Origin of the sequence: Trujillonella endophytica (assembly GCF_900110555.1) — a bacterium.
Lineage (GTDB): Bacteria > Actinomycetota > Actinomycetes > Mycobacteriales > Geodermatophilaceae > Trujillonella > Trujillonella endophytica.
Genome location: NZ_FOEE01000006.1, coordinates 236,830 through 259,407 on the forward strand (window position 1 = coordinate 236,830; position 22,578 = coordinate 259,407).

Here is a 22,578-nt window from a genome sequence, read left to right on the forward strand (position 1 = left end):
CCAGACACGTCCAACCCACGACGAAGAAGGCACTCGACCCCGTGTCAAGCGTGAGCCCCTCCCGGCCGTCCGCCCCCTCCTCCTCCTCTGCGGTGGCCGGTTTCGGCACCAACGAGTGGCTGGTCGAGGAGATGTACCAGCAGTACCTCGCCGATCCGTCCACGGTCGACCAGGCCTGGCACGACTTCTTCGCCGACTACCGGCCGGGCAGCCCGGTCGGCAGCAGCGACGGCCGCGAGTCCGCGACCGCCAAGGGCGCCGCGGCGTCGGCCCCGGCGCCCGCGCGCGCGAAGGCCCCCGCGCAGCCGGCCGCGCCCCGCCAGCAGCCGGCACCGGCGGCTCCGCAGCAGCAGTCCGGCACCCCGTCCAACGGCGCGCCGAAGCCCGCGAGCCCGCCGCCGTCCGTGGGCATCGAGCCGAAGACCGAGGCGACGGTGGTGAACCGCGCCGCCGACCGCGCCGACCAGCAGCGCCCCGCGGCGCCCGCCCCCGAAGCCACCCCCGCCAAGGCCAAGCCCGCGGCGACCGGCGAGGGCCCCAAGCGGACGCCGCTGCGGGGTGCCGCGGCGAGCGTCGTGAAGAACATGAACGCCTCGCTGACCGTGCCGACGGCCACCAGCGTGCGCGCGGTGCCGGCCAAGCTGCTGGCCGACAACCGCATCGTCATCAACAACCACCTGACCCGCGCCCGCGGCGGGAAGGTCTCCTTCACGCACCTGATCGGCTACGCGCTGATCCGCGCGCTGGACGACTTCCCGAACATGAACAGCGCGTTCGCCGAGGTCGACGGCAAGCCGATGCTGGTGCAGCCCGAGCACGTCAACTTCGGCCTGGCGATCGACCTGCCCAAGCCCGACGGCTCCCGCTCCCTGGTCGTGGCCTCGATCAAGGGCGCCGAGGCCATGGACTTCGCCCAGTTCTGGGCGGCGTACGAGGACGTCATCCGGCGGGCCCGGCAGAACAAGCTGACGCTCGAGGACTTCGCGGGCACCACGATCAGCCTGACCAACCCCGGCACCATCGGCACCAACCACTCCGTGCCGCGGCTGACCGCCGGCCAAGGCGCGATCATCGGCGTCGGCGCCATGGAGTACCCGGCCGAGTTCCAGGGGATGAGCCCCGAGGCGCTCACCGAGCTCGGCATCTCCAAGATCATCACGCTGACCTCGACCTACGACCACCGGATCATCCAGGGCGCCGAGTCCGGCGACTTCCTGCGCCGGCTGCACGCCCTGCTGCTGGGCGAGGACGGCTTCTACGACGACGTCTTCCGCGCGCTGCGCATCCCCTACGAGCCGGTGCGCTGGATGCCCGACGTGCGGGTCGGCCGCGAGGGGCAGATCGACAAGGAAGCCCGCGTCATCGAGGTCATCGAGGCCTACCGGCGCAACGGCCACCTGATGGCCGACACCGATCCGCTCGAGTTCAAGGTCCGCACGCACCCCGACCTGGACATCCTCCAGCACGGGCTGACCCTGTGGGACCTGGACCGCCAGTTCCCCGTCGGCGGCTTCGCCGGCGAGCGGATGATGGCGCTGCGCGACATCCTCGGCGTGCTGCGCAACTCCTACTGCCGCACGGTCGGCGTGGAGTACATGCACATCACCGACCCCGAGGAACGCCAGTGGATCCAGCAGCGGGTCGAGCTCAAGGCCGAGCAGCCGGACCGGGAGAAGCAGAAGCACGTCCTGGGCCGGCTCAATGCCGCTGAGGCCTTCGAGACCTTCCTGCAGACCAAGTACGTCGGCCAGAAGCGGTTCAGCCTCGAGGGCGGCGAGTCGGTCATCCCGCTGCTGGACGAGGTGCTCGTCGCCTCCACCGACCACGAGCTGGACGAGGTCGCGATCGGCATGGCCCACCGCGGCCGGCTGAACGTGCTGGCCAACGTGCTCGGCAAGAGCTACGCCAAGATCTTCGGCGAGTTCGAGGGCAACATCGACCCCGGCACCGTGCAGGGCTCGGGCGACGTCAAGTACCACCTGGGCGCGTCCGGCACCTTCAGCAACCCCTTCCGCAGCGACTCCCGGATCGCCGTGTCGCTGGCGAGCAACCCCTCGCACCTGGAGACCGTCAACCCGGTCCTCGAGGGGATCACCCGCGCCAAGCAGGACATGATCAACAAGGGCGAGAACGGGTTCACCGTCCTGCCCGTCCTGCTGCACGGAGACTCCGCGTTCGCCGGGCAGGGCGTCGTCGCCGAGACCCTGAACCTCTCCCAGCTGCGCGGCTACCGCACCGGCGGCACCGTGCACGTCGTCATCAACAACCAGGTCGGCTTCACCACCAGCCCGGCCGCGGCCCGCTCGAGCCTCTACTCCACCGACGTCGCCCGGATGATCGGCGCCCCGATCTTCCACGTGAACGGTGACGACCCGGAGGCCTGCGTCCGGGTGGCGCGGCTCGCGGTGGAGTACCGGCAGAAGTTCCGCAAGGACGTCGTCATCGACCTCGTCTGCTACCGCCGCCGGGGCCACAACGAGGGCGACGACCCCTCGATGACCCAGCCGCTGATGTACGACATCATCGACCGCAAGCGCTCGGTCCGGAAGCTGTACACCGAGGCGCTGATCGGCCGCGGCGACATCACGCTGCAGGAGGCCGAGGAGGCGCTCAAGGACTACCGCGGGCAGCTCGAGCGGGCGTTCGCCGAGACCCACGACGCGCGGGACACCTCCAAGCCCGAGCCCGTCATGGACCCGCGGACGGCGCAGGAGTCCGCCATCGCGACGGCCATCTCCCCGGAGGTGCTCAAGGCGATCGGCGACGCCCACGTCTCCTTCCCGCCGACCTTCACGCCGCACCCGAAGCTGCAGAAGATGCTCGAGCGGCGCGCGGCGATGGTCAGCGAGGGCGGCGTCGACTGGGCCATGGGCGAGCTGCTGGCCTTCGGGTCGCTGCTCATGCAGGGCGTTCCGGTCCGCCTCGCCGGCCAGGACTCCCGCCGCGGCACCTTCGTGCAGCGGCACGCGGTGCTCATCGACCGCGAGTCCGCGGCGGAGTACACGCCGCTGCTGCACCTGTCCGAGGACCAGGCGAAGTTCTTCGTCTACGACTCGCTGCTCAGCGAGTACGCCGCGCTCGGCTTCGAGTACGGCTACTCCGTGGCCAACCCCAAGGCCCTGGTGCTGTGGGAGGCCCAGTTCGGCGACTTCGTCGACGGCGCGCAGATGGTCATCGACGAGTTCATCAGCTCCGGCGAGGCGAAGTGGGGGCAGCGCTCCGGCGTCGTCCTGCTGCTGCCGCACGGGCTGGAGGGCCAGGGCCCGGACCACTCCAGCGGGCGCATCGAGCGGTTCCTGCAGCTGTCGGCCGAGAACAACATGACGGTCGCCAACTGCACGACCCCCGGCAACTACTTCCACCTGCTGCGGCGCCAGGCGCTGTCGGACGTGCACCGGCCCCTGGTCGTGTTCACGCCGAAGTCGCTGCTGCGCTCGAAGGCGGCGGTCAGCGCCGTGGCGGAGTTCACCGAGCTCGGCTTCCAGCCGGTCCTCCCCGACACCGGGGTGGGCGGCCGGCCGCTGGACGGCGACGCGGTGACCCGGGTGCTGCTCTGCAGCGGCAAGGTCGCCTACGACCTCCTGGCCTCACGCGAGTCGGCCGGGTCCGGGGACACCGCCGTCGTGCGCGTCGAGCAGCTCTACCCGCTGCCGGCCGAGCAGATCGCCGCCCAGCTGGAGCGCTACCCGAACGCCACGGACGTCGTCTGGGTCCAGGAGGAGCCGGCGAACATGGGTGCCTGGCAGTTCATGGCGGTCAACCTGCCCGAGCACCTGCCGGCCGGCCGCACCCTGCGCCACGTCAGCCGCCGCGCGTCGGCCAGCCCGGCCGTCGGCTCCGCCAAGGTGCACGAGGTCGAGCAGCGGCAGCTGGTCGCGCAGGCCTTCGCGCGCTGACCGGGTCGGGGCACCGCTGATGTACTTCACCGATCGCGGGCTTGAGGAGCTGGTCGACCGGCGGGGCGAGGAGCAGGTCTCCCTCGCCTGGCTGGCCGACCAGCTCCAGGCCTTCGTCGACCAGCACCCCGAGTTCGAGGTGCCCGTCGAGCGGCTCGCCACGTGGCTGGCCCGCGGCGGCGCCGGCGACGACGACGAGGAATGAGCCGGGCACCCGACGCTCCGACCGGTGTCCTGGCGCCCCTGCTGCTGCTCGCGGCCCTGTCCGGGATCGCGCCGCTGTCGATGGACCTCTACCTGCCGGCCCTGCCCGTCGTGGGCGAGGACCTCGGCAGCGGCCAGTCGACGATCCAGCTCACTCTGACCGCGACGGCGATCGGTCTCGCCGTCGGCCAGCTCGTGGCCGGGCCCCTGTCGGACCGCTTCGGCCGGCGCGGTCCCCTGCTGCTCGGCCTGGGCGTCTACGCGCTGAGCACGCTGCTGAGTGCCTTCGCGCCGTCGGTGTGGCTGCTGCTGTCCACCCGGACGCTGGAGGGCATGGCCGGCGCCGCCGGGATCGTCATCGCCCGCGCGATCGTCCGGGACCAGTACTCCGGGATCGAGGCCGCCCGGGTGTTCGCGCTGCTGGCCTCGGTCAGCACGGCCGCGCCGGTCCTCGCCCCGCTGCTGGGCGGCCAGCTGCTGCGGATCACGCCGTGGCGCGGGCTGTTCGTCGTGCTGTGCCTGATCGGGGTCGCCCTGCTGCTGGCCTGCCTGGCCCGCATGCCGGAGACGCTGCCCCCGCAGCGCCGGGCCGTCGGCGGGCTGCGGACCACGGTGGCCGCCACCCGCGAGCTGCTCGGCCGGCGCCTCTTCGCGGGGTTCGTCCTCGCCCAGGGCTTCGGCTTCGGCGCGCTGTTCACCTACATCTCGTCGTCGTCGTTCACGCTGCAGGACGGCTACGGGCTCTCGGCCCAGCAGTTCAGCCTGATCTTCGCGGGCAACGGCATCGGCATCATGCTGGCCGCTCAGCTGTCGCGGACCCTGGTCGGCCGGTGGGGTCCCCGCCGGCTCCTGGTCGCTGGGCTGAGCGTCCAGCTGGCCGGCAGCGCGGTCCTCGTCGGCGCCGCGCTCGCCGACGCCGGACTGCCCGTGGTGCTGCCCGTCCTCTGCCTCGTGGTGGCCGCGACCGGCTGGATCATGCCCAACGCCACCGCCCTGGCGATGGGGGGTGCGGCGTCCAGCGCCGGGACCGCGTCGGCCCTGCTCGGCGTCACCCAGTTCGCCGTCGGCGGCCTGATCGCTCCGCTGGCCGGTCTGGGCGAGGGGGGCTCCCTGCTCCCGATGGTGGTGGTCATGACCGGGTCGTCGGCCGTGGGCCTGCTGGCCGCCACCGCGCTCGCCGGCCGGACGCCGTCCCCGCGAGTACCCGAGCCGGCCGCGGACCCGGCGCCCCTCGTGCGGGATCCCGCGGCACCGGGTCCCGAGGCGGCGGACGCCGGCACCCGGGCGACGACGGGCCGGCCGGCCGGACCGCCGTCCGCCTGAGTTCCGCGCGCCTCCCCCGCCGACGGTCCCCGGCGGGGCACCCTGCGCGCGTGCTCGGTCACTCCCACGCCCTGTCGGGCCTGGCCGTCGGCGCCGCGACGCTGCCCTGGGCCCCGGTCGACGGCACCGTCGCCCAGGTCGCCTGGGTCGCCGCCGTCGGCGGATTCGCCATGCTCCCCGACCTCGACACCCACAACTCCACGGTCTCGGACATGTGGGGTCCGCTCACCGACGTGCCGTCGGCCGCCATCGGCCGGCTCGCCCAGGGGCACCGCTGGGGCACCCACGACGCCGTGATCGCCCCGCTGGCGTTCGGCGCGCTCGCCATGGCCGCGGCGAACGCCTACTGGTCCAGCCTGCTGTTCGTGGCGCTCGCCATCGGCCTGGCGCTGCGTGCGCTGCACTTCATCATCCCGGGCCGCGCGGAGAACACCGTCATCGGCAACCTCGTGCTGGCCTGGGCCGGCGCGTGGCTGCTGCTGGACCACATGCCGCAACCGATGTGGCTGCCGTGGGCCGTGGGCGTGGGTTCGCTCGTCCACATCGCCGGCGACATGATCACCCGCCAGGGCGTGCCCGTGCCGCTGATCTGGATCGTCCACCGGTGCCGGCTGGTGCTCACCCCGATGCACACCGGGGCGTTCCTGGAGAAGGCGGTGCTGGTGCCGGCGTTCGTGCTCGCCGCGCTGTGGTTCCTCTACGCCAACACCGACATCCGGGACGCACTCGACCCCTTCATCGCCGACGTCCTGGCCCGCTAGCGCCGCGTCGGCCCCGTCCCGAGGCTCGACCCGAGCGTCAGCGAGGGTCGAGACGACGGGTTGGCTCAGACCGTGACGTGCTGCTGCCTCGCGCAGGCGGCCACGGCGGCGGCGACGGCCTCGGCGACGCGGCGGTCCAGCGGGCTCGGGACGATGTAGTCCGCCCGCAGGTCGTCCCCGACGACGTCGGCGATCGCCGTCGCGGCGGCGAGCTTCATCTCCTCGGTGATGTGCTTGGCGCCGGCGTCGATCGCGCCGCGGAAGACGCCGGGGAACGCCAGCACGTTGTTGATCTGGTTCGGCTCCCCGCTGCGGCCGGTCGCGACGACGGCCGCGTACTTCGCCGCCATCTGCGGGTCGACCTCGGGGATCGGGTTGGCCAGCGAGAACACGATGCAGTTCGGCGCCATCGACGCGACCGCCGACTCCGGCACCGAGCCGCCGGAGAGGCCGAGGTAGACGTCGGCGCCGGCGAGCGCGCCGGCCATCGTCCCGGCGTAGCCGGCCCGGTTGGTGTTCTCGGCGACCCAGCGCTTGATCGGCGTCAGGTCCTGGCGGCCGGTGTGCAGCACCCCGCGCGAATCGGCGACGGCGATGTCGGCGACGCCCGCCTCCAGCAGGATCTTGGTGCATGCCACACCCGCCGCGCCCGCACCGGACACGACGACGCGCAGGCTGCCCAGCTCGCGGCCGACCACCTTCGCCGCGTTGCGCAGGGCGGCGAGGACGACGATCGCCGTCCCGTGCTGGTCGTCGTGCATGACCGGGATGTCCAGGGCCTCCCGCAGCCGCTCCTCCACCTCGAAGCAGCGCGGCGCGCTGATGTCCTCGAGGTTGATGCCGCCGAAGGACGGCGCGATCGCCACGACGGTCTCCACGATGCGGTCGACGTCGGTGGTGGCCAGCACCACCGGGATCGCCGACAGGCCGGCGAACTCGCTGAACAGGCAGGCCTTGCCCTCCATGACCGGCAGGGCGGCGGCCGGGCCGATGTCGCCCAGGCCCAGGACGGCGGTGCCGTCGGAGACGACGGCGACGGTGCGCGGCGCCCACGTGAACCGCCGCGCCAGCTCCGGCTCGGCGGCGATCGCGCTGCTCACCCGGGCGACCCCGGGGGTGTAGGTGAGGGCCAGGTCGGCGATGGAATCGATCGAGCGCGTGGACCGGACGACCAGCTTGCCGCCCTCGTGCACCGCGAACGCCGGGTCGTCGGCGAAACGGTCGGGGGGCTGCGCGGCGTCGAAGCTGTCCATGGACACGGCAGCGTAATCGCCCCGCCGCAGACCCCTCGCTACGGTGCGCCCCGTGGACATCCGCCAGCTCGCCGTGCCCGACGCCTACGTCATCGACCTGGTGTCCCACGGTGACTCCCGCGGCCGGTTCACCGAGTGGTACCGCGCCGACCTGCTCGCCGAGGCCGCCGGATCCGCGCTGCCGCTCGCCCAGGCCAACCACAGCGTCTCCGCGCGTGGGGTGCTGCGCGGGGTGCACTTCGCGCTCGTGCCGCCCGGTCAGGCCAAGTACGTCTACTGCCCGGCGGGGCGCGTGCTGGACGTCGTCGTCGACGTCCGGGTGGGCTCCCCCACCTTCGGCGTCTCCGAGGCCGTGCTGCTCGACGGCGAGCAGCCGCGCGCGGTGTACCTGGCCGAGGGGCTCGGGCACGCCTTCGTGGCGCTGGCCGACGGCAGCTCCGTCACCTACCTGGTGTCCAGCGGCTACGACCCCACCCGTGAGTTCGGCGTCCACCCCCTCGACCCGGAGCTGGACCTCCCGTGGCCCGGGGACCTGGAGTTCGAGCTGTCGGCCAAGGACGCGGCCGCCCCCACGCTGGCGCAGGCCCGCGAGCAGGGCCTGCTGCCCACGATGGCGGAGTGCGCCGCCCGGTACGCCCAGCGGCAGGCCTAGTCGCCGAGGTCCCCGGCGTCCGGCGGGCGGGGGTCCAGCCGGCCGGGTCGCGGCCACAGCCGGGTCACCACCCGCCCCACGACGACGGCGACGCCGAACGCGCGGCTGTCGTCGGTCACCACCGGGTTGTCGCCCTCCACCCAGTGACCGCCGGGCAGCGGGTGCACGACCCGCTTGACCACCAGCAGCTCCGGCCGGGTCGGGAACCGGGCCAGGACGACGTCGCCGGAGCGGATCCGGCCGCCGGGGCGGACCCGACGCACCAGCAGCCGGTCACCGGAGCGGACGGTCGGCGACATCGACGGACCACTCACCCGGGCCAGCACCCAGGGCGTGACCAGGGAGGAGACCGCTGCCTCCCCGCTGTCCGAGCTGCTCACCGCGAGTAGGGTCCCAGACGACCCACACCACGAGTTCCGGAGGCACGTCCATGCGTCTGTTCCGCATGCTCTCCGCCGTGGAGGCCACCGCGCACTGCGACCTCCCCTGCGGCGTGTACGACCCGGCCCAGGCCCGCATCGAGGCGGAGTCCGTCAAGGCCATCCAGGAGAAGTACCAGGCCAACGAGGACCCGGCCTTCCGCACCCGCGCCATCCTGATCAAGGAGCAGCGGTCGGATCTGGTCAAGCACCACCTGTGGGTGCTGTGGACCGACTACTTCAAGCCACCGCACTTCGAGAAGTACCCGCAGCTGCACGAGCTGTTCAACAAGGCCACCAAGCAGGCCGGAGCGGCCGGCGGCAAGGGCAGCATGGACCCCGCCGAGGGGCAGAAGCTGCTCGACTACATCGCGGAGATCGACAAGATCTTCTGGGAGACGAAGGCCGCGGCCTGAGTCCGGTCCAGACCCTCACCGGCCGGTGACCCTCCGGGGTCGCCGGCCGGTGGCGTTTCCCGGTACCGGGGCGATGAGTTCGGCGCGCGCGACCGGTCTGCACCCCGACGTCCGACCCACCGAGGAGCGACCATGGCGATCCGGCTCACCCCCTACCTGCACTTCTCCGGCGACGCCCGCGCGGCGATGGAGTTCTACCGCTCGGTGCTCGGCGGCCGGCTGGACGTGATGACCTTCGGGGACGCCGGCGGCGGCGGCGGGGGCGAGTACCCCGACGACGGCGTCATGCACTCCTTCCTGCGCACCGACGACGGGCTGGAGCTGATGGCCTCCGACGGCAGCGATCCGGACACCAGCGGCGCGAAGGTCTCGTGCTCGATCTCCGGTGACGACGCCGAGACCCTGGGCCGCTACTTCGCGGGCCTCGCCGAGGGCGGCACCGTCGACGTCCCGTTCGAGACGCAGATGTGGGGCGACACCTTCGGGCAGGTCACCGACCGCTTCGGGATCCGCTGGCTGGTCAACGCGTCCACCCCCGCTCCCTGACGCGTGCCGCGCCGTTCGGGGCGCCACGGGCGTAACGTGCGCGCGGACGAACAGGGGCGTGACGGTGGGACGAGGTGACGGCATCGACGTCGGCACGCTGCTCGAACTGGTCGAGGCGGCGGCTCCGGTCGAGGCGGTGGACGCCGTCGCCGCCGCGCTCGCCGAAATGGCCGACGCGCGCGAGGTCAGCTTCCTGATCGCGGACTTCAGCGGTCGCGCGATCGTCCGGCTCAGCACCGTCGCCAACGGGCGGGACGGCACCCGGAGCACGGGGGTCGAGCGGGCGGAGACCGTGCCCCTGCCCGGGAGCCGCTTCGAACGCGTCCTGCGGTCCCAGCAGCCCGAGGTCGAGCCGGTCGACGACGCGTGGCGGGTGACGGCGCCGGTGACCGACCGCGGGGACGCGATCGGGCTGCTCGAATTCGTCCTCCCGACCGAGCCCCCGCCGGACGTCGTCGCCGAGGTCTGCACCGCCGCTCATGCGCTGGGGTACGTCGTCATCGCCGCGCGCCGGCACACGGACCTGTTCGAGTGGGGCCAGCGCTCGGCACCGTTCGCGATGGCTGCGGAGATCCAGCGGAGGCTGCTGCCGGCGGCGTACACGTGCGAGGCCGGCCAGTTCACCCTCGCCGGCTGGCTGGAGCCCGCCGCGTCCGTCGGGGGGGACACCTTCGACTACACGCTGGACCGCAGCTGCCTGCACCTGTCGATCAGCGACGCCGTCGGGCACCAGGTGCCGGCCGCGCTGCTGGCGACGCTGCTCGTGGGCGGCCTGCGCAACGGGCGCCGCCGGGGAATGGACCTCGCCGAGCAGGCGGCCTACGCCGGCCGGGCACTGGCCGCCGAGGCGACTCCCGGCCAGTTCGTCACCGGCCAGCTGCTGCGCGTCGACCTGCGGACGGCGGCCGCGCAGATCGTCAACGCCGGCCACCCGTTCCCCCTGCGGCTGCGCGACGGCCGCGTCGAGGAGGTCGAGCTGGCGATCGACCCGCCGTTCGGCGTCACGCCGGAGACCCCGTTCCGCGTCCAGTCGTTCCCGCTCGAGCCCGGCGACCGGCTCGTCTTCCTCACCGACGGCATGCAGGAGCGCAACGCCGCCTCGCTCGACGTCGCGGCCGCCCTGGCCGACACCGCGGACCTGCACCCGCGCGAGGTCGTCCACGAGCTCGGGGGCGCCGTCCTCAGGGCCACCGGCGGCGACCTGCGCGACGACGCGACGATGCTCTGCCTCGACTGGCTCGGCGGTCCGCAGCGGCGCCGCGACACCGAGCACGGAGCGGATCCCGCGCGGGCATCCGGCCCGGTCCCGACGTCGCACTCCTGAGGGCCGGGCGCCGTCCCGGTAGCGTGGGGACCACCATGCGCATCGACCCCGCCGGCTGGCCGTTCATCGCGGGTCCACTGGCCCCCGCCGCCGTCCTGTCGACCGCCGCGTCGGTCACCGGCCGCCGCTGGCCCCGCCGCGCGGCGTGGCCGCTGGTCGGCCTCGCCGCCTACATGACGCTGTTCTTCCGCGACCCCGACCGGCGCTGCGACCGCGAGGTCCCGGCGCCCGACGACGTCGTCTCCCCCGCCGACGGCGTGGTGATGGTCGCCGGCGAGCCGCAGGAGGGCGTCGCGCCACCCGGGGACTGGCAGCAGGTGAGCGTCTTCCTCTCCGTCGTCGACGTGCACGTCAACCGCTCGCCGTACTCGGGCGAGGTGGTGGAGAGCTCCTACCGCAAGGGCAGCTTCCTCGCCGCCTACCGCAAGGAGTCCGCGCACCGGAACGAGCGCAGCGAGCTGTGGCTGCGCGAGGCCGGGCGGACCGTCGTCTTCCGCCAGATCGTCGGCGTGCTCGCCCGCCGCATCGTCACCCGTACCGGGGTCGGGCAGCACCTGGCCACCGGCGAGCGCATGGGCCTGATGAAGTTCGGCTCCCGGATGGACGTCTTCGTCCCCCCGGAGTGCGAGCTCACCGTCCGCACCGGCCAGCGCGTGCGCGGCGGCGAGACCGTCATCGCCCGCTGGCCCGCGGCCGGCTGAGGAGCGCCACGATGCCCAGCTCCGCGTCGGGGGCACGCCCGCCGCAGACCCGGCGGACGGCGACGGTCGAGTTCGTCCGCGGCTCGGTGCGCGGCACCCGGCGGAGGGCGCTGGCGACGCTGCCCAGCCTGTTCACGCTGGCCAACATGATGTGCGGTTTCGTCGCCATCCTGGTGTCCATCCGCGGCGACCACACGCTCGCCGCGGTGCTGATCGGCCTGTCGGTGGTCTTCGACATCACCGACGGCGCGGTCGCGCGGCTGGTCGGCGCCGTGACGCCGTTCGGCCTCCAGTTCGACTCCCTGGCCGACCTCGTCTCGTTCGGGGTGGCCCCCGCCCTGCTGGCCTTCACCCTGTTCTCCGAGGGCCGCGACGGATGGGACCCGCTGGGCTGGGTGGTCTGCGGCCTGTGGGTGGCCTGCGCGGCCATCCGGCTGGCCCGCTTCAACACCACGATCGACCCGACGGCCGACAAGCGGTACTTCACCGGCATCCCCAGCCCGGGCGCCGCGGGCGTCGTCCTGGCGTCGGTGTTCGCCTTCGGCGACCAGATGCAGGGCCGCGACCGGCTCTGGGTCCTGCTCATCGTGGCGGTGCCGGCCCTGCTGATGGTCAGCACCATCCGGTTCCGGTCGTTCCGCTCGCTGGTCAGCCCGAAGAGCGGCCGCCCCTACGGGCTGGTCGCCGCGGCGATCGTGATGGCGATCGGCTTCGCGACGGTGCCGGTGATCACCGGGTGCGTGCTCGCCTACGGCTACCTGCTCGCGCCGGTCCTCGTGCCGGCGCTGTCCCCGTTCGCCCGGCTGGTGCCCGCCCGCGTGCGGGAGCTGCTCACGTGATCAGGGGCATCCGCCCGAACGACGTCCCGGCCGTGGTCGGCCTGGTCCGCGAGCTGGCCGAGTACGAGAAGCTCCCCGACGAGGCGCGGATGACCGAGGAACAGCTGGCCGCGGCGCTGTTCGGCGACTCCCCCGCGCTGTTCGGCCACGTGGCCGAGGTCGACGGCGAGGTGGTGGGCACGGCGCTGTGGTTCCTCAACTTCTCCACCTGGCGCGGCACGCACGGCATCTACCTCGAGGACCTGTACGTGCAGCCAGGGCACCGGGGCGCAGGCCTGGGCCGGGAGCTGCTGCGGACCCTCGCCGACCTGTGCGTCGAGCGCGGCTACGGCCGCCTGGAGTGGTCGGTGCTGGACTGGAACGCCCCCTCGATCGCGTTCTACGAGGCGGCCGGGGCGGTACCGATGGACGAGTGGACCGTCTTCCGGCTGACCGACGACGCGCTCGCCGGCTTCGCCGCCGACCGGCGGGCCCGGTGACCATCGGGCGCCAGCCGGCGGAGTGCTGGCTCACCGACATGGACGGCGTGCTGGTGCACGAGGGTCAGGCGCTGCCCGGCGCCGCGGAGTTCCTGGCCCGGCTGGTCGAGCGGCAGCGGCGCTTCCTCGTGCTGACCAACAACTCGATCTTCACGCCGCGCGACCTCGCGGCGCGGCTGGCCCGCTCGGGGCTGCAGGTGCCCGAGGAGTCGATCTGGACGTCCGCGCTGGCCACGGCCGACTTCCTGGCCGGCCAGCTGCCCGGCGGCTCGGCCTACGTGATCGGCGAGGCGGGGCTGACGACGGCCCTGCACGAGGCGGGCTACACGCTCACCGACGTCGCTCCGGACTACGTCGTCCTCGGGGAGACCCGGACCTACTCGTTCGAGGCGATCACCCGCGCCGTCCGCCTGGTGGACGCCGGGGCCCGGTTCATCGCGACCAATCCCGACGCGACCGGCCCGTCGGCCGAGGGGCCGCTGCCGGCGACCGGCGCCGTCGCGGCGATGATCACCAAGGCGACCGGTTCGGAGCCGTACTTCGTCGGCAAGCCCAACCCGATGATGTTCCGCAGCGCCATGAACCGGATCGAGGCGCACTCGGAGAGCACCGTGATGATCGGCGACCGGATGGACACCGACGTCGTCGCCGGCATCGAGGCCGGCCTCGACACGATCCTCGTGCTCACCGGCTCGACCCGGATCGGCGACGTGACCCGCTTCCCGTTCCGCCCCGGCCGGGTGCTCCCGTCGATCGCGGACGTCGTCGAGCTGGTCTAGCGGTCCGGCCCCTCCGAGCGCTGGAAGTACGCGAGCCGCGCCTCGGGCGTGGCCAGCAGGTAGAGCTCCGCGGCCACGAGGACGAGCACCGGGATGCCGAACTCCGGGCGGCCGGCGGTGAACGCGGTGTAGGCCAGGGCGGCGAGGATCAGCTGCAGCGCCACGACGGGGCCGCGGGCCCAGGGCGAGACCCGCCACAGGCCGATCGCCGCCGCTGCCGTGACGGCGCCGAACAGCGCGGCGAGGACGACCTCGGCGACGGCGTTGCTCGTGCTCCGCGGCGAGCCGGTCACGGTCAGGTACAGCAGGACGAGCGCGCCGCCGAGCAGCAGCGCGGCCTCCAGGGCGACGACGAGCGCGGCCCGGCGGACGGCGGCCGGCGCCTCTGCGCGGTCCCGGGCCGGCGCCGGCGCCGGTTGATCGGCCGCGCCACCGAGCAGCCGGTCCACCCGGTTCCCGCGCCGCTGGGGGCCGGACCGCTCCCGGCGCCCCGCCGCACCGCTCTCCTGCGTCACACGAGCGAGGCTACGCGTCAGCGGTCACAGGATCGGCGTCCTCCTGGGCGGGGACGGCGCCCCTCGTGGCTAGCCTGGGCCGCATGCGTGCGCTCGTGGTGGCCAACCCCGCGGCGACCTCCACCAACACCAAGGTGCGCGACGTCCTCGTGGGCGCCCTCGGCAGCGAGCTGAAGGTCGACCTGGCCGAGACCACCCACCGCGGGCACGCCCGCGAGCTCGGGCGGGAGGCGTGCGCCGACGGCGTGGACGTCGTCGTGGCCCTGGGTGGCGACGGCACGGTCAACGAGGTCGTCAACGGCCTGCTGCACTCCGGGCCCGGGGCCCGCGTGCCGACCCTCGCCGTCGTCCCGGGCGGCTCGACCAACGTCTTCTCGCGCGCCCTGGGCCGCTCGCGCGACCCGGTCGAGGCCACCGCCGAGATCATCGACAGCATCCGCGCCGGGCGCACCCGGCGGGTCTCCCTCGGCACCGCGAGCGCGTCGGGCACCAGCAGCGCGCCCGCGGAGCCGATCGATCCCGCGGCCGCACCCGCCGTGGCCGCCCGGGACGCCGCCGCGCACCCGGGGTGGACCGACCCGCGGTGGTTCGTCTTCACCGCCGGCCTGGGCTTCGACGCCGAGGTCATCGCCCGGGTGGAGACCCAGCGCGCCCGCGGCCGCCGCTCCACCGGCGCGCTCTACGTCAAGGAGGCGACGAGGGCGTTCCTGCTGGGCCGGGAGCGACGCCGGCCCGCCGTGACGGTCGAGGTGCCCGGCGAGCCGCCCCGGAGCGGGGTGTTCCTCTGCCTGGTCTCCAACGTGAGCCCGTGGACCTACCTGGGCGCCCGCCCGATCAATCCGAGCCCGGAGGCCTCGTTCGACTCGGCGCTGGACGTCTTCGCGCTCGGCCGCATGGGCTCGGTGGGCATGCTCCGGGAGCTGCGCCAGGTCATGAGCCCCCGCCCGGGCAGCTCCGGCCGCCGGGTGCACCGGTGGCACGACCTGCCCGAGCTGACCCTCACCGCTACCCGCCCCCAGGGCTGGCAGCTCGACGGCGACCACCTCGGCACCGCCACCGGCCTGCGGCTGCGCTCGGTGCCGGCCGCCCTCCGCGTCGTCGCCTAGCCCCCAGCTGCGTTCCCGCGCGGCTGCGCCGGGAACCGCCCCCAACGGCCGGAATCGGGCCGTTCGAGCGCACGTCGCGCCCCCGTTGTCAACGGTTCGACCCGGCCGAGTGGCGGCTCTATCACGGGCGTGGTGAGCTTGCTCACGAGGGGTCGCACCAGGCCCCCGATGCGCTTGACAGGCGTCTGTGCCGTGAAAACATCGCGGCAGGAACGCAACCTGCCGGTAACAAAAGCAGGCGGTCGCTGAAGGACGGCACTGAGCATCGGTGCCGGCGCGCAGACGCCCGGACACAGCGGCCCGACCCGGCACACCGTAGACGACTTCGAGGAGCACACCACCATGGACTGGCGCCACCGCGCCCTCTGCCGCGACGAGGACCCGGAGCTGTTCTTCCCGATCGGCACGACGGGCCCCGCCACGGTGCAGGTCGAGCAGGCCAAGGCCGTGTGCCGACGCTGCCCTGTCGTCCAGTCCTGCCTGGACTGGGCACTGCGATCGGGTCAGGACTCGGGTGTCTGGGGCGGGCTCTCCGAGGACGAGCGCCGCGCTCTCAAGCGCCGCCAGTCCCGGACCCGCGTCCGCGCCTGACACCGGCACCTCGGCACCGCAGCGAGACGGCACCACAGCACTTCCGCGAGAGGCCGGCCCGGGTTCCCGGGCCGGCCTCTCGCGCGTCCGCACCGCTCAGCGGGTCCCGCCGCCGAGCCCCGAGCGCTGGGCGACCTCCGCGGCGGTCGCGCGGTCGGCCACCTGCAGCTTCGCGAACACGTTGGACACGTGGTTGCGCACCGTCTTGCTGCTCACCCCGAGGGCGTCGGCGATCTGCGGGTTCGTCCGGTGCCGGGCCACCAGGTCCAGCACCTCGCGCTCGCGCGCGGTGAGCTCGGGGAACGGCTCGGCGGGCGTGGCCGGGGGCGTGGCGAAGAACGCCGCCAGTCGCAGCGCGATGCTCGGCCCGAAGATCGCCTCCCCCTCGGCCACCGCGCGCACCGATCGCAGGATCTCCCCGCGCCCGGCGCCCTTGAGCAGGTAGCCCCGGGCCCCGGCCCGCAGCGCGGCGAACACGGAGTCGTCGTCGTCGGACATGCTCAGCACCAGCACCCGGGCGTGCGGGCTGGCGGCGACCAGCCGCTCGGTGGCGGCGACCCCGCCCATCCCGGGCATCCCGAGGTCGAGCAGGACCACGTCCGGCGTCGTCCGGCCGACGACGGCCAGGGCCTCCTCGCCACTGGCCGCCTCGCCGCAGACCTCGAGGTCGGCAGCGGTGGCCAGCAGCGCCCGCAGCCCGGCGCGGAAGTGCGCGTGGTCGTCAACCAGCAGGACGCGGATGCGCTCCACGGTCTCCCCCGTCCTCCCCGGGCTCCAGCGGCAGATCCGCGCGGACGACGGTGCCCCCGCCCGCGCGGCGGGTGACGCTACATCCCCCGCCGAGCTCCGCCGCCCGCTCCCGCATCGAGGCCAGCCCCACGCCGCTGCCGGGCCTGCCATCGCTGCCGCGGCCGTCGTCGCTGACCTCCACCCGCAGCCGGCCCGAGTCCTCGGTGAGCCGCACCCGCGCCGCCGTGGCGCCCGCGTGCCGGTCGACGTTCGCGACCGCCTCCACGGCGATCCGGTAGGCGGCGACCTCGACCGCGGCGGGCAGCGGGCCCAGCGGCTCCGGCACCTCGAGCACGACCGGGGTCCCCGACCGCGGGCGCCCGGCGAGCGCGGCGCGCAGCGCGCCGGCCAGGCCGAGGTGGTCCAGCGCCGGGGGCCGCAGCCCGTCGACGAGCCGGCGGACGTCGGCCAGCGCCGTCCGCGCGTCCTCGGCCACCTCGTCGAGCAGCTGCCGGACCACGGCCGGGTCCTCGACCTCGCGGGCGGTCTCGGCCCGCATCGCCAGGCCTGCCAGCACGGGACCCAGGCCGTCGTGGAAGTCGCGCCGCAGCCGGCGTCGCTCCTCCTCCCGGGCCAGCACCAGCCGCTCGCGGGAGCGCTGCAGGTCGGCGGCCAGCCGCCCGGCCCGCTCGCTCTCCCGGCCGGCACGGACCGCCCCCGCGATCCCCGGCGCGACGTCGCGCAGCACGCGCAGGTCGCGTCGGCCCAGCGTGGCCTCGCCGGGGCGGGGCGCGAGCAGCAGCCGGCCCACCTGCTCCCCTCCCGACAGCAGCGGGAGCGCCACCGGGTCCACCGGCAGGACGCCGGCGGTGACCCGTTCGGCGCCCGTCGCGTCGACGCCCACGCCGGGCAGCTGGAGCGCGTCGCGGACCGTCTCGGCGGCCGCCGGCAGCGACACCGCGCTCGGCGCGGACTCCAGCTCCCGGCCCAGCCGCGCCAGGACGGCGTAGGGGTCGCCGCGCTCGCCGTACAGCAGCCGGTCGACCCGGCGCTGCAGCCCGCTGCGCACCGGCGCCAGTGCCACCGCCGCCAGCACCGCCGCGCCCAGGGACGCCGGCAGCCGCACGGTGCCGCCCAGCAGCGCGCCGGCCGCCGTCACCCCGGCCAGGTACAGCCCCGCCACCGCAGCGGAGAGCCCGACCAGCACGACGGTCCGGCTGATCAGCCGGTCGATGTCGAGCAGCCGGTGGCGGACGACGGCCACCCCGAGGCCCACCGGCAGCAGGCACGCGGCGAGCGCGCCCACGACCTCCCAGCCCAGGCCTCGCGGGAACAGCGCGGAGGGGTCGTCGTCGGCCAGCCCCCCGGCGAAGCGGACGGCCACGAGGAGCGCGGCCATCCCGACGGCGTAGGCGAGCCACTCGGCCTGCTGGCGCAGCCGCGAGCCGGCGGGGGCCCGCCGCACCCGGCGGACCAGGTCCGCCCCCGCCGTCACCAGGAAGGCCGCGGCGACCACCGTGCACACCCCGCCGACGCTGTCGGCCACCGGCCCCAGCCCCGGCACGCCCAGGGGGTTGGGCCGGCCCGGGACGCCGAGCTGCTCGTCGCGCCCCGGGCGCAGCGCCGAGACGACCGCGGCGGCGGCCATGACCACGGTGAACGCCCGCAGCGGCCGGCGCCAGCCGGGGGCGATCCGGCCGTCGGGGAAGAACACCGGGGTGACGGTCAGCAGCGCGTTGGCCGGCACCCAGAGCCAGGTCTGGGGCCAGCCCAGCACCGCGGCCGCGACCGAGCCCTCGGGCTGCCGCAGGGCCAGCTGCCCGCAGGCCTCGAGCAGGGCGAAGCAGGCCGCGCTGCCCAGGAGCAGGTGGCCCAGCGGGTTCGCCGGACGCGACCGTGCCACGAGGCCCCCCGTGACCGCGCACACCGCGACGGGGAGCAGCTGCAGCCCGTCCGGCCCCGGCCCGCCGGCGGACAGGGAGAGCGCCGTCCCGGCCACGGCCAGGAGGAGCACGAGCGCCGTGACCGGCAGCACGGCCGCCACGGGGCCCACCGCCAGGGGGGCGCGGCGGCCGGCCACGGTCGACGACACGGCGCGCACGGTAGCGGTCGGCGCGCCCGGATCAGGCCCGCCGGCGCCCGAGCGCGGCGGACAGTGCCGTGCCGGCCACCCACAGCCCCCCGGGGACGACCGCCACGTACTGCACGGGGAACGCCTGCGTCGCGGCCAGCAGCAGCGCCATGACCAGGCTGAACACGGCGGTCGGGCGCCCCACCGAGCCGTGCCGGAGGCCGCCGACGGCCACCGCCGCCGCCGAGACGCCCAGCGCCGCCCACAGCCACGGAAGGGTGTTGTAGAGCGCGAGGTGGGCGCCCACGGTGTCCGGGTCGAAGGGCTGGTCCCCGGCGAGGGCCCAGTACAGCTCGGTGGAGATGCCCCCGCCGACCAGCACCGCCGCGGCGGTGACGACCACGCCGGCCGCCGCCAGGCCGGGCACCAGGCTGCCGGCCGGCTCCTGCCGGGCGAGGGCGCGGCGCAGCCCGGCGGCGAAGACGAGGAAGCAGGCGGCCACCACGGCGCACACCACCTGCTGGGCCCACACCAGGCCGGCGCTGTCGGTCACCGCCGCCAGCAGGGCGTCGTTGTCGGAGACGACGCCGGTGGACGCGTCGTAGGTGTTGCCGGTGACCATGAGGCCGGCGAGGCCGACGACGGCGCCGGCGAGACCGGTCCAGGCCCATGCCCGGCCGGCCGGCGGGGCCGGGAGCAGCGCCGGCGGGGCCAGCGGCGGAGCGGGGGCGGGGTGCGGAGCGGTCACGGGGGTCCTCCTCGGGCCGGGCTGGGGAGGCGACCCTCGCGCCGGAGGTGACCCGGCCGCATGGGGCGGTGCGTCCCGGCCGCCCGGGACATCCGGGGGACACGGCGGCGGCGCGCCCGGGGCGGGACCGGCGCCGGGCGGGTCAGCGGCGGGGGCGCCCTGCCCCCGGCAGGAGCAGCACGACCTCGGTACCGGCACCGCCGTCGGCCGGGGCGCCCATGGACAGCTCGCCGCCCAGCTCGCTGGTGACCAGGGTGCGCACGATCTGCAGGCCGAGCCCGTCGGTGGCGGCCGGGTCGAAGCCCGCGGGCAGGCCCGAGCCGTCGTCGCGGACCCGGACGACGAGGTTGTCGCCGTCCCGCTCGGCCTCCAGCCGGATGTTCCCGCTCTCGCCGTCGGGGAACGCGTGCTCGGCGGCGTTGTGCAGCAGCTCCGTGACCGCCAGCACGAGGGGCGTGGCCGCGGCCGCCGGCAGCTCCCCGATGGCGCCGACCCGGGAGGTGTGCGCGGCCGGGCCGACCGAGGCCAGGTCGCCGAGCATCGGCAGCACCTGGTCGAGGACGGAGTCGACGTCCACCACGTCCTCGCGGCTGCCTGCCAGGGTCTCGTGCACGATCGCGATGGAGGCGACCCGGCGCACGGACTCCTCCAGCGCGGCGCGGGCGGCGGGCTCGGTGAGCCGCCGCGCCTGCAGCCGCAGCAGCGCGGCGACGGTCTGCAGGTTGTTCTTCACCCGGTGGTGGATCTCGCGGATCGTCGCGTCCTTGGTCAGCAGCGCGCGGTCGCGGCGGCGCACGTCGGTGACGTCGCGGACGAGCACGAGCGCGCCCGCCTCGCCGCCCGGGGCCTGCAGCGGCAGCGCGCGCACCAGCATCGTGGCGCTGGTGCCCTCCAGGTCGGTGAGCTCGGGGAAGCGGCCGGCGACGGCGGCCCGGATGCCGGCCGCGACCGCCTCGGCGGCGACCCGGTCCGCGGCGACCTCCCGGCTCAGCCGGGCGAGGTCCGCACCGACGACGTCGCCGGTCACCCCGATCCGGCGGTAGGCCGACAGCGCGTTGGGGCTGGCGTAGACGGCGCGTCCGGCGCCGTCCAGGCGGACCAGCCCGTCGCCCACCCGCGGGCTGAGCTCGGCGTCGAGCACCGTGCGCGGCGGAAAGGTGCCGGCCGACACCATGAGGCAGAGGTCGGCGGCGATGTCGAGGTACGTGAGCTCCAGCGTCGACGGCGACCGGGTCACCGCCAGGTTGGTGTCCCGGGCCAGGACCGCGACGACGACGTCGTCGTGGCGCACGGGGATGACCTCGCGGCGGCGCGGGGCGATGCCCGACCAGTCCGGCTCCCCCTCCGTGACCGGCCGGCCCTCGCGGTGGGCCACCTCGAACGGCTGCGCGTCCTCGCCCGCGATCTCGCTGCCGACCAGGTCGTCGGGCTGGCTCGTGGGCGCGGTCAGCGGCCGGACCTGGGCCACGCACCACCACGTGCCCGACCGCAGCGGCACCCAGAGGGTGAGGTCGGCGAAGGAGAGGTCGGCCAGCAGCTGCCAGTCGGCCACCAGCCGGCGGGCGTGGTCGGCCTGGGACGGCGACGTGGCCGCGCCCCGCGTCAGGCGATCGGAGAGGCTGCTCATGGTGCCCGGAGCCTATGGCCCCACCTGCGGGTGACCGCCGCGAGCTCGGCGGTGCGGGGGCCGCTGCACCGGATCCGCGAGCTGACCGTCGGCGTCCACCGCGACGAGGAGCCGGCGTCGCCGGAGTACCTGACCCGGCTGGGCGACCGGGTCGTGGCAGCGCGACGGAAGGACCCCACTGCCCCACTCGCACGCTCGCGGCGGGCCCCTGCAGCGGGGCCCGTCAGACGGTGACGGTGGCGATCAGGTCGCCCTCCTGGAGCACCTCGCCCTCGATCACGTGCAGCTCGGCGACGGTGCCGGCCCGCTCGGTGAGCACGGGGATCTCCATCTTCATCGACTCGAGGATGACCAGCGTGTCGCCCGCGGCGACCTGCGACCCCGGAGCCACCAGCACCTTCCAGACGCTGGACACCATCTCGGCGTGGATCTCCTCGACCGCCACCGGCACCTCCCCCACCTCGACGCTGTGGTTCATCCAACCACTGCCGGTGGCACGGGCGGACCGGACCTGCGGGTTCAGCGGGCGGATCCTCGCTCAGCTGCCGGGCGCGGGGTGTCCGGAGGCGAGCCGGTCCAGCACCGCGCACACCTCGGCGCCGTCGTGCGGCACCCCGATCTCGCCCAGGCCGGTGAGCGCCTCGCTGGCCGCGCGCGCCGCCGTCGGCACGTCGACGGCACCGGCGCTGACCGTCGCCAGCAGGGCGTCGTACCAGCCGTCGAGCCGGTCGCCGGGCTCGTAGCCCCGGGTGGCCACCACGTCCAGCGCCCGCCCCCGGCTCCGCGGCCGGCCGCCGCCGGGCAGCGGCCCGGTGACGCGCCCGGCGCGCCCCGGGGCCAGCGTGGACCGGAGCTGGACGGCGACGGCGGACCGCGGCGGGTCCACGCGGGGCCCCGCGCCGGCCGCGGTGCCCGAGGCGCTGCGCAGCGCCAGCTCGACGGCGTCCACGCCGTGCGCCCGCTCCAGCACCGCCATGTCCAGCGAGAACCCGGCCGCCACCTCGGCCAGCTCCCCGTCGGGGTCGACCCCCACGGTGACCAGGCCGCGCCAGCCGACCTCGACCAGGCGGTGCGCCGCGGCGGGCAGCGGAGGTGACTCCTCGGGCGTCCAGGAGACGCGGGCGATCCCGGCGGCGCGGTCCCGGGTGACCGGCGTGGCGAAGCGCAGCCCGTCGTCGGTCACCCACGCCAGCAGGCCGCGCTCGCTCGCCGGCTCCACGCCGTCCCCACCGAGCCGCTCGAGCACCGCCGCTCCCGGACCGACCCACGTCAGGCCCGACGCCACGACCGCCCCGGCCAGCCGGGCGTTGCCGGCCAGCGCCGGCGGCACCGGGAGGACGGCGGAGACCCCGCTGCGGCGGGCGGCCTCGACGATCCGGTCGACCGCCAGGTAGGACTCGCTCGCGGGCGCCGGCCCCAGCAGGACGGCGTCGTCGGCCATCCGCACGTGCAGCGCGTGCCGCTCCGCCTCCGAATGGACGGCGACGGCCTTGACCTCCAGCCGCTCGCAGGCGGCGATGACCGCGCACGCCGCCGGGCCACGACCGGCCACGAGCACGCTCTCGATCCCCAACTGCGCCACCGCCTGCGGTCCCCTCC

Annotated in this window: 23 protein-coding genes; 14 read left to right on the top strand and 9 right to left on the bottom strand. The window is 75.0% G+C overall.

The window, feature by feature from the left end; genetic code table 11:
* The first annotated feature begins 92 nt into the window (after positions 1-92).
* The 4 genes from BMY88_RS11745 to BMY88_RS11760 are packed head-to-tail and all read left to right on the top strand — an operon-like array spanning position 93 to position 6,184.
* Positions 93-3,896: a multifunctional oxoglutarate decarboxylase/oxoglutarate dehydrogenase thiamine pyrophosphate-binding subunit/dihydrolipoyllysine-residue succinyltransferase subunit gene (locus BMY88_RS11745; protein ID WP_244524616.1), complete on the top strand. Its 3,804-nt coding sequence runs from the start codon at positions 93-95 to the stop codon at positions 3,894-3,896.
* Between the two features lie 19 nt (positions 3,897-3,915).
* Complete coding sequence (locus BMY88_RS11750; RefSeq protein ID WP_091943296.1) at positions 3,916-4,101, top strand: DUF6104 family protein; 186 nt, start codon at positions 3,916-3,918, stop codon at positions 4,099-4,101.
* The gene (locus BMY88_RS11755) at positions 4,098-5,423 is read left to right on the top strand and encodes a multidrug effflux MFS transporter (protein ID WP_091943298.1); all 1,326 of its coding nucleotides are present in this window, start codon (positions 4,098-4,100) and stop codon (positions 5,421-5,423) included. The genes BMY88_RS11750 and BMY88_RS11755 overlap by 4 nt, the downstream gene beginning before the upstream one ends.
* Positions 5,424-5,473: 50 nt before the next feature.
* The gene (locus BMY88_RS11760) at positions 5,474-6,184 is read left to right on the top strand and encodes a metal-dependent hydrolase (protein WP_091943300.1); all 711 of its coding nucleotides are present in this window, start codon (positions 5,474-5,476) and stop codon (positions 6,182-6,184) included.
* A gap of 65 nt (positions 6,185-6,249) precedes the next feature.
* Here BMY88_RS11760 and BMY88_RS11765 read toward each other — a convergent pair whose 3' ends face one another.
* Complete coding sequence (locus BMY88_RS11765) at positions 6,250-7,437, bottom strand: NAD(P)-dependent malic enzyme (protein ID WP_091943302.1); 1,188 nt, start codon at positions 7,435-7,437, stop codon at positions 6,250-6,252.
* Positions 7,438-7,489: 52 nt separating this feature from the next.
* Between BMY88_RS11765 and BMY88_RS11770 the strand changes: the two genes are divergently transcribed.
* Positions 7,490-8,089: a dTDP-4-dehydrorhamnose 3,5-epimerase family protein gene (locus tag BMY88_RS11770; protein WP_091943304.1), complete on the top strand. Its 600-nt coding sequence runs from the start codon at positions 7,490-7,492 to the stop codon at positions 8,087-8,089.
* Here BMY88_RS11770 and BMY88_RS11775 read toward each other — a convergent pair.
* A complete protein-coding gene (locus BMY88_RS11775; RefSeq protein WP_244524617.1) occupies positions 8,086-8,469 on the bottom strand; it encodes a S26 family signal peptidase in 384 nt (127 codons plus the stop codon). The two genes, BMY88_RS11770 and BMY88_RS11775, sit on opposite strands and share 4 nt — an antisense overlap.
* Positions 8,470-8,519: 50 nt before the next feature.
* Here BMY88_RS11775 and sodN point away from each other — a divergent pair, with 50 nt between their 5' ends.
* The 7 genes from sodN to BMY88_RS11810 all read left to right on the top strand — a co-directional run bounded on the left by sodN (position 8,520) and on the right by BMY88_RS11810 (position 13,592).
* Positions 8,520-8,924, top strand: a complete 405-nt coding sequence (gene sodN / locus BMY88_RS11780) for a superoxide dismutase, Ni (protein ID WP_091943306.1) — start codon at positions 8,520-8,522, stop codon at positions 8,922-8,924.
* A gap of 132 nt (positions 8,925-9,056) precedes the next feature.
* On the top strand, positions 9,057-9,470 hold the full coding sequence (locus BMY88_RS11785; protein WP_091943308.1) for a VOC family protein: 414 nt from the start codon (positions 9,057-9,059) through the stop codon (positions 9,468-9,470).
* 58 nt (positions 9,471-9,528) lie between these two features.
* The gene (locus BMY88_RS11790; protein ID WP_244524618.1) at positions 9,529-10,794 is read left to right on the top strand and encodes a PP2C family protein-serine/threonine phosphatase; all 1,266 of its coding nucleotides are present in this window, start codon (positions 9,529-9,531) and stop codon (positions 10,792-10,794) included.
* Positions 10,795-10,829: 35 nt separating this feature from the next.
* Entirely contained in the window at positions 10,830-11,495 is a 666-nt protein-coding gene (locus BMY88_RS11795; protein WP_091943310.1) for a phosphatidylserine decarboxylase, read from the top strand.
* Positions 11,496-11,506: 11 nt separating this feature from the next.
* On the top strand, positions 11,507-12,334 hold the full coding sequence (gene pssA, locus BMY88_RS11800) for a CDP-diacylglycerol--serine O-phosphatidyltransferase (RefSeq protein WP_091943312.1): 828 nt from the start codon (positions 11,507-11,509) through the stop codon (positions 12,332-12,334).
* Positions 12,331-12,813, top strand: coding sequence for a GNAT family N-acetyltransferase (locus BMY88_RS11805; protein WP_091943314.1), 483 nt, complete (start codon positions 12,331-12,333; stop codon positions 12,811-12,813). The genes pssA and BMY88_RS11805 overlap by 4 nt, the downstream gene beginning before the upstream one ends.
* The gene (locus BMY88_RS11810; RefSeq protein ID WP_244524619.1) at positions 12,810-13,592 is read left to right on the top strand and encodes an HAD-IIA family hydrolase; all 783 of its coding nucleotides are present in this window, start codon (positions 12,810-12,812) and stop codon (positions 13,590-13,592) included. The genes BMY88_RS11805 and BMY88_RS11810 overlap by 4 nt, the downstream gene beginning before the upstream one ends.
* Here BMY88_RS11810 and BMY88_RS11815 read toward each other — a convergent pair.
* Positions 13,589-14,107, bottom strand: a complete 519-nt coding sequence (locus BMY88_RS11815; RefSeq protein WP_244524620.1) for a hypothetical protein — start codon at positions 14,105-14,107, stop codon at positions 13,589-13,591. The genes BMY88_RS11810 and BMY88_RS11815 overlap by 4 nt on opposite strands.
* Positions 14,108-14,190: 83 nt before the next feature.
* Between BMY88_RS11815 and BMY88_RS11820 the strand changes: the two genes are divergently transcribed.
* Both BMY88_RS11820 and BMY88_RS11825 read left to right on the top strand, forming a co-directional pair.
* Positions 14,191-15,213 (top strand): diacylglycerol/lipid kinase family protein, encoded by a 1,023-nt coding sequence (locus BMY88_RS11820; RefSeq protein ID WP_091943316.1) that lies wholly within the window; start codon positions 14,191-14,193, stop codon positions 15,211-15,213.
* 342 nt (positions 15,214-15,555) lie between these two features.
* The gene (locus BMY88_RS11825) at positions 15,556-15,804 is read left to right on the top strand and encodes a WhiB family transcriptional regulator (protein WP_091943317.1); all 249 of its coding nucleotides are present in this window, start codon (positions 15,556-15,558) and stop codon (positions 15,802-15,804) included.
* Between the two features lie 96 nt (positions 15,805-15,900).
* Here the strand turns inward: BMY88_RS11825 and BMY88_RS11830 are convergent, their stop codons facing one another.
* The 6 genes from BMY88_RS11830 to BMY88_RS11855 all read right to left on the bottom strand — a co-directional run bounded on the left by BMY88_RS11830 (position 15,901) and on the right by BMY88_RS11855 (position 22,561).
* Positions 15,901-16,554: a response regulator gene (locus BMY88_RS11830; protein WP_091943319.1), complete on the bottom strand. Its 654-nt coding sequence runs from the start codon at positions 16,552-16,554 to the stop codon at positions 15,901-15,903.
* Positions 16,526-18,625 carry a sensor histidine kinase gene (locus BMY88_RS11835; RefSeq protein WP_139220463.1) on the bottom strand — a complete coding sequence of 700 codons (2,100 nt, stop codon included), beginning with the start codon at positions 18,623-18,625 and terminating at the stop codon, positions 16,526-16,528. Before BMY88_RS11835 ends, BMY88_RS11830 begins: the two co-directional genes overlap by 29 nt.
* Before the next feature lie 31 nt (positions 18,626-18,656).
* The gene (locus BMY88_RS11840; protein ID WP_091943323.1) at positions 18,657-19,352 is read right to left on the bottom strand and encodes a hypothetical protein; all 696 of its coding nucleotides are present in this window, start codon (positions 19,350-19,352) and stop codon (positions 18,657-18,659) included.
* 142 nt (positions 19,353-19,494) lie between these two features.
* Positions 19,495-20,979 (bottom strand): sensor histidine kinase, encoded by a 1,485-nt coding sequence (locus tag BMY88_RS11845; protein WP_091943325.1) that lies wholly within the window; start codon positions 20,977-20,979, stop codon positions 19,495-19,497.
* A gap of 223 nt (positions 20,980-21,202) precedes the next feature.
* Entirely contained in the window at positions 21,203-21,457 is a 255-nt protein-coding gene (locus BMY88_RS11850; protein WP_091943327.1) for a biotin/lipoyl-binding carrier protein, read from the bottom strand.
* 60 nt (positions 21,458-21,517) lie between these two features.
* Positions 21,518-22,561 (bottom strand): biotin carboxylase N-terminal domain-containing protein, encoded by a 1,044-nt coding sequence (locus BMY88_RS11855; RefSeq protein WP_091943329.1) that lies wholly within the window; start codon positions 22,559-22,561, stop codon positions 21,518-21,520.
* Positions 22,562-22,578: the final 17 nt, after the last annotated feature.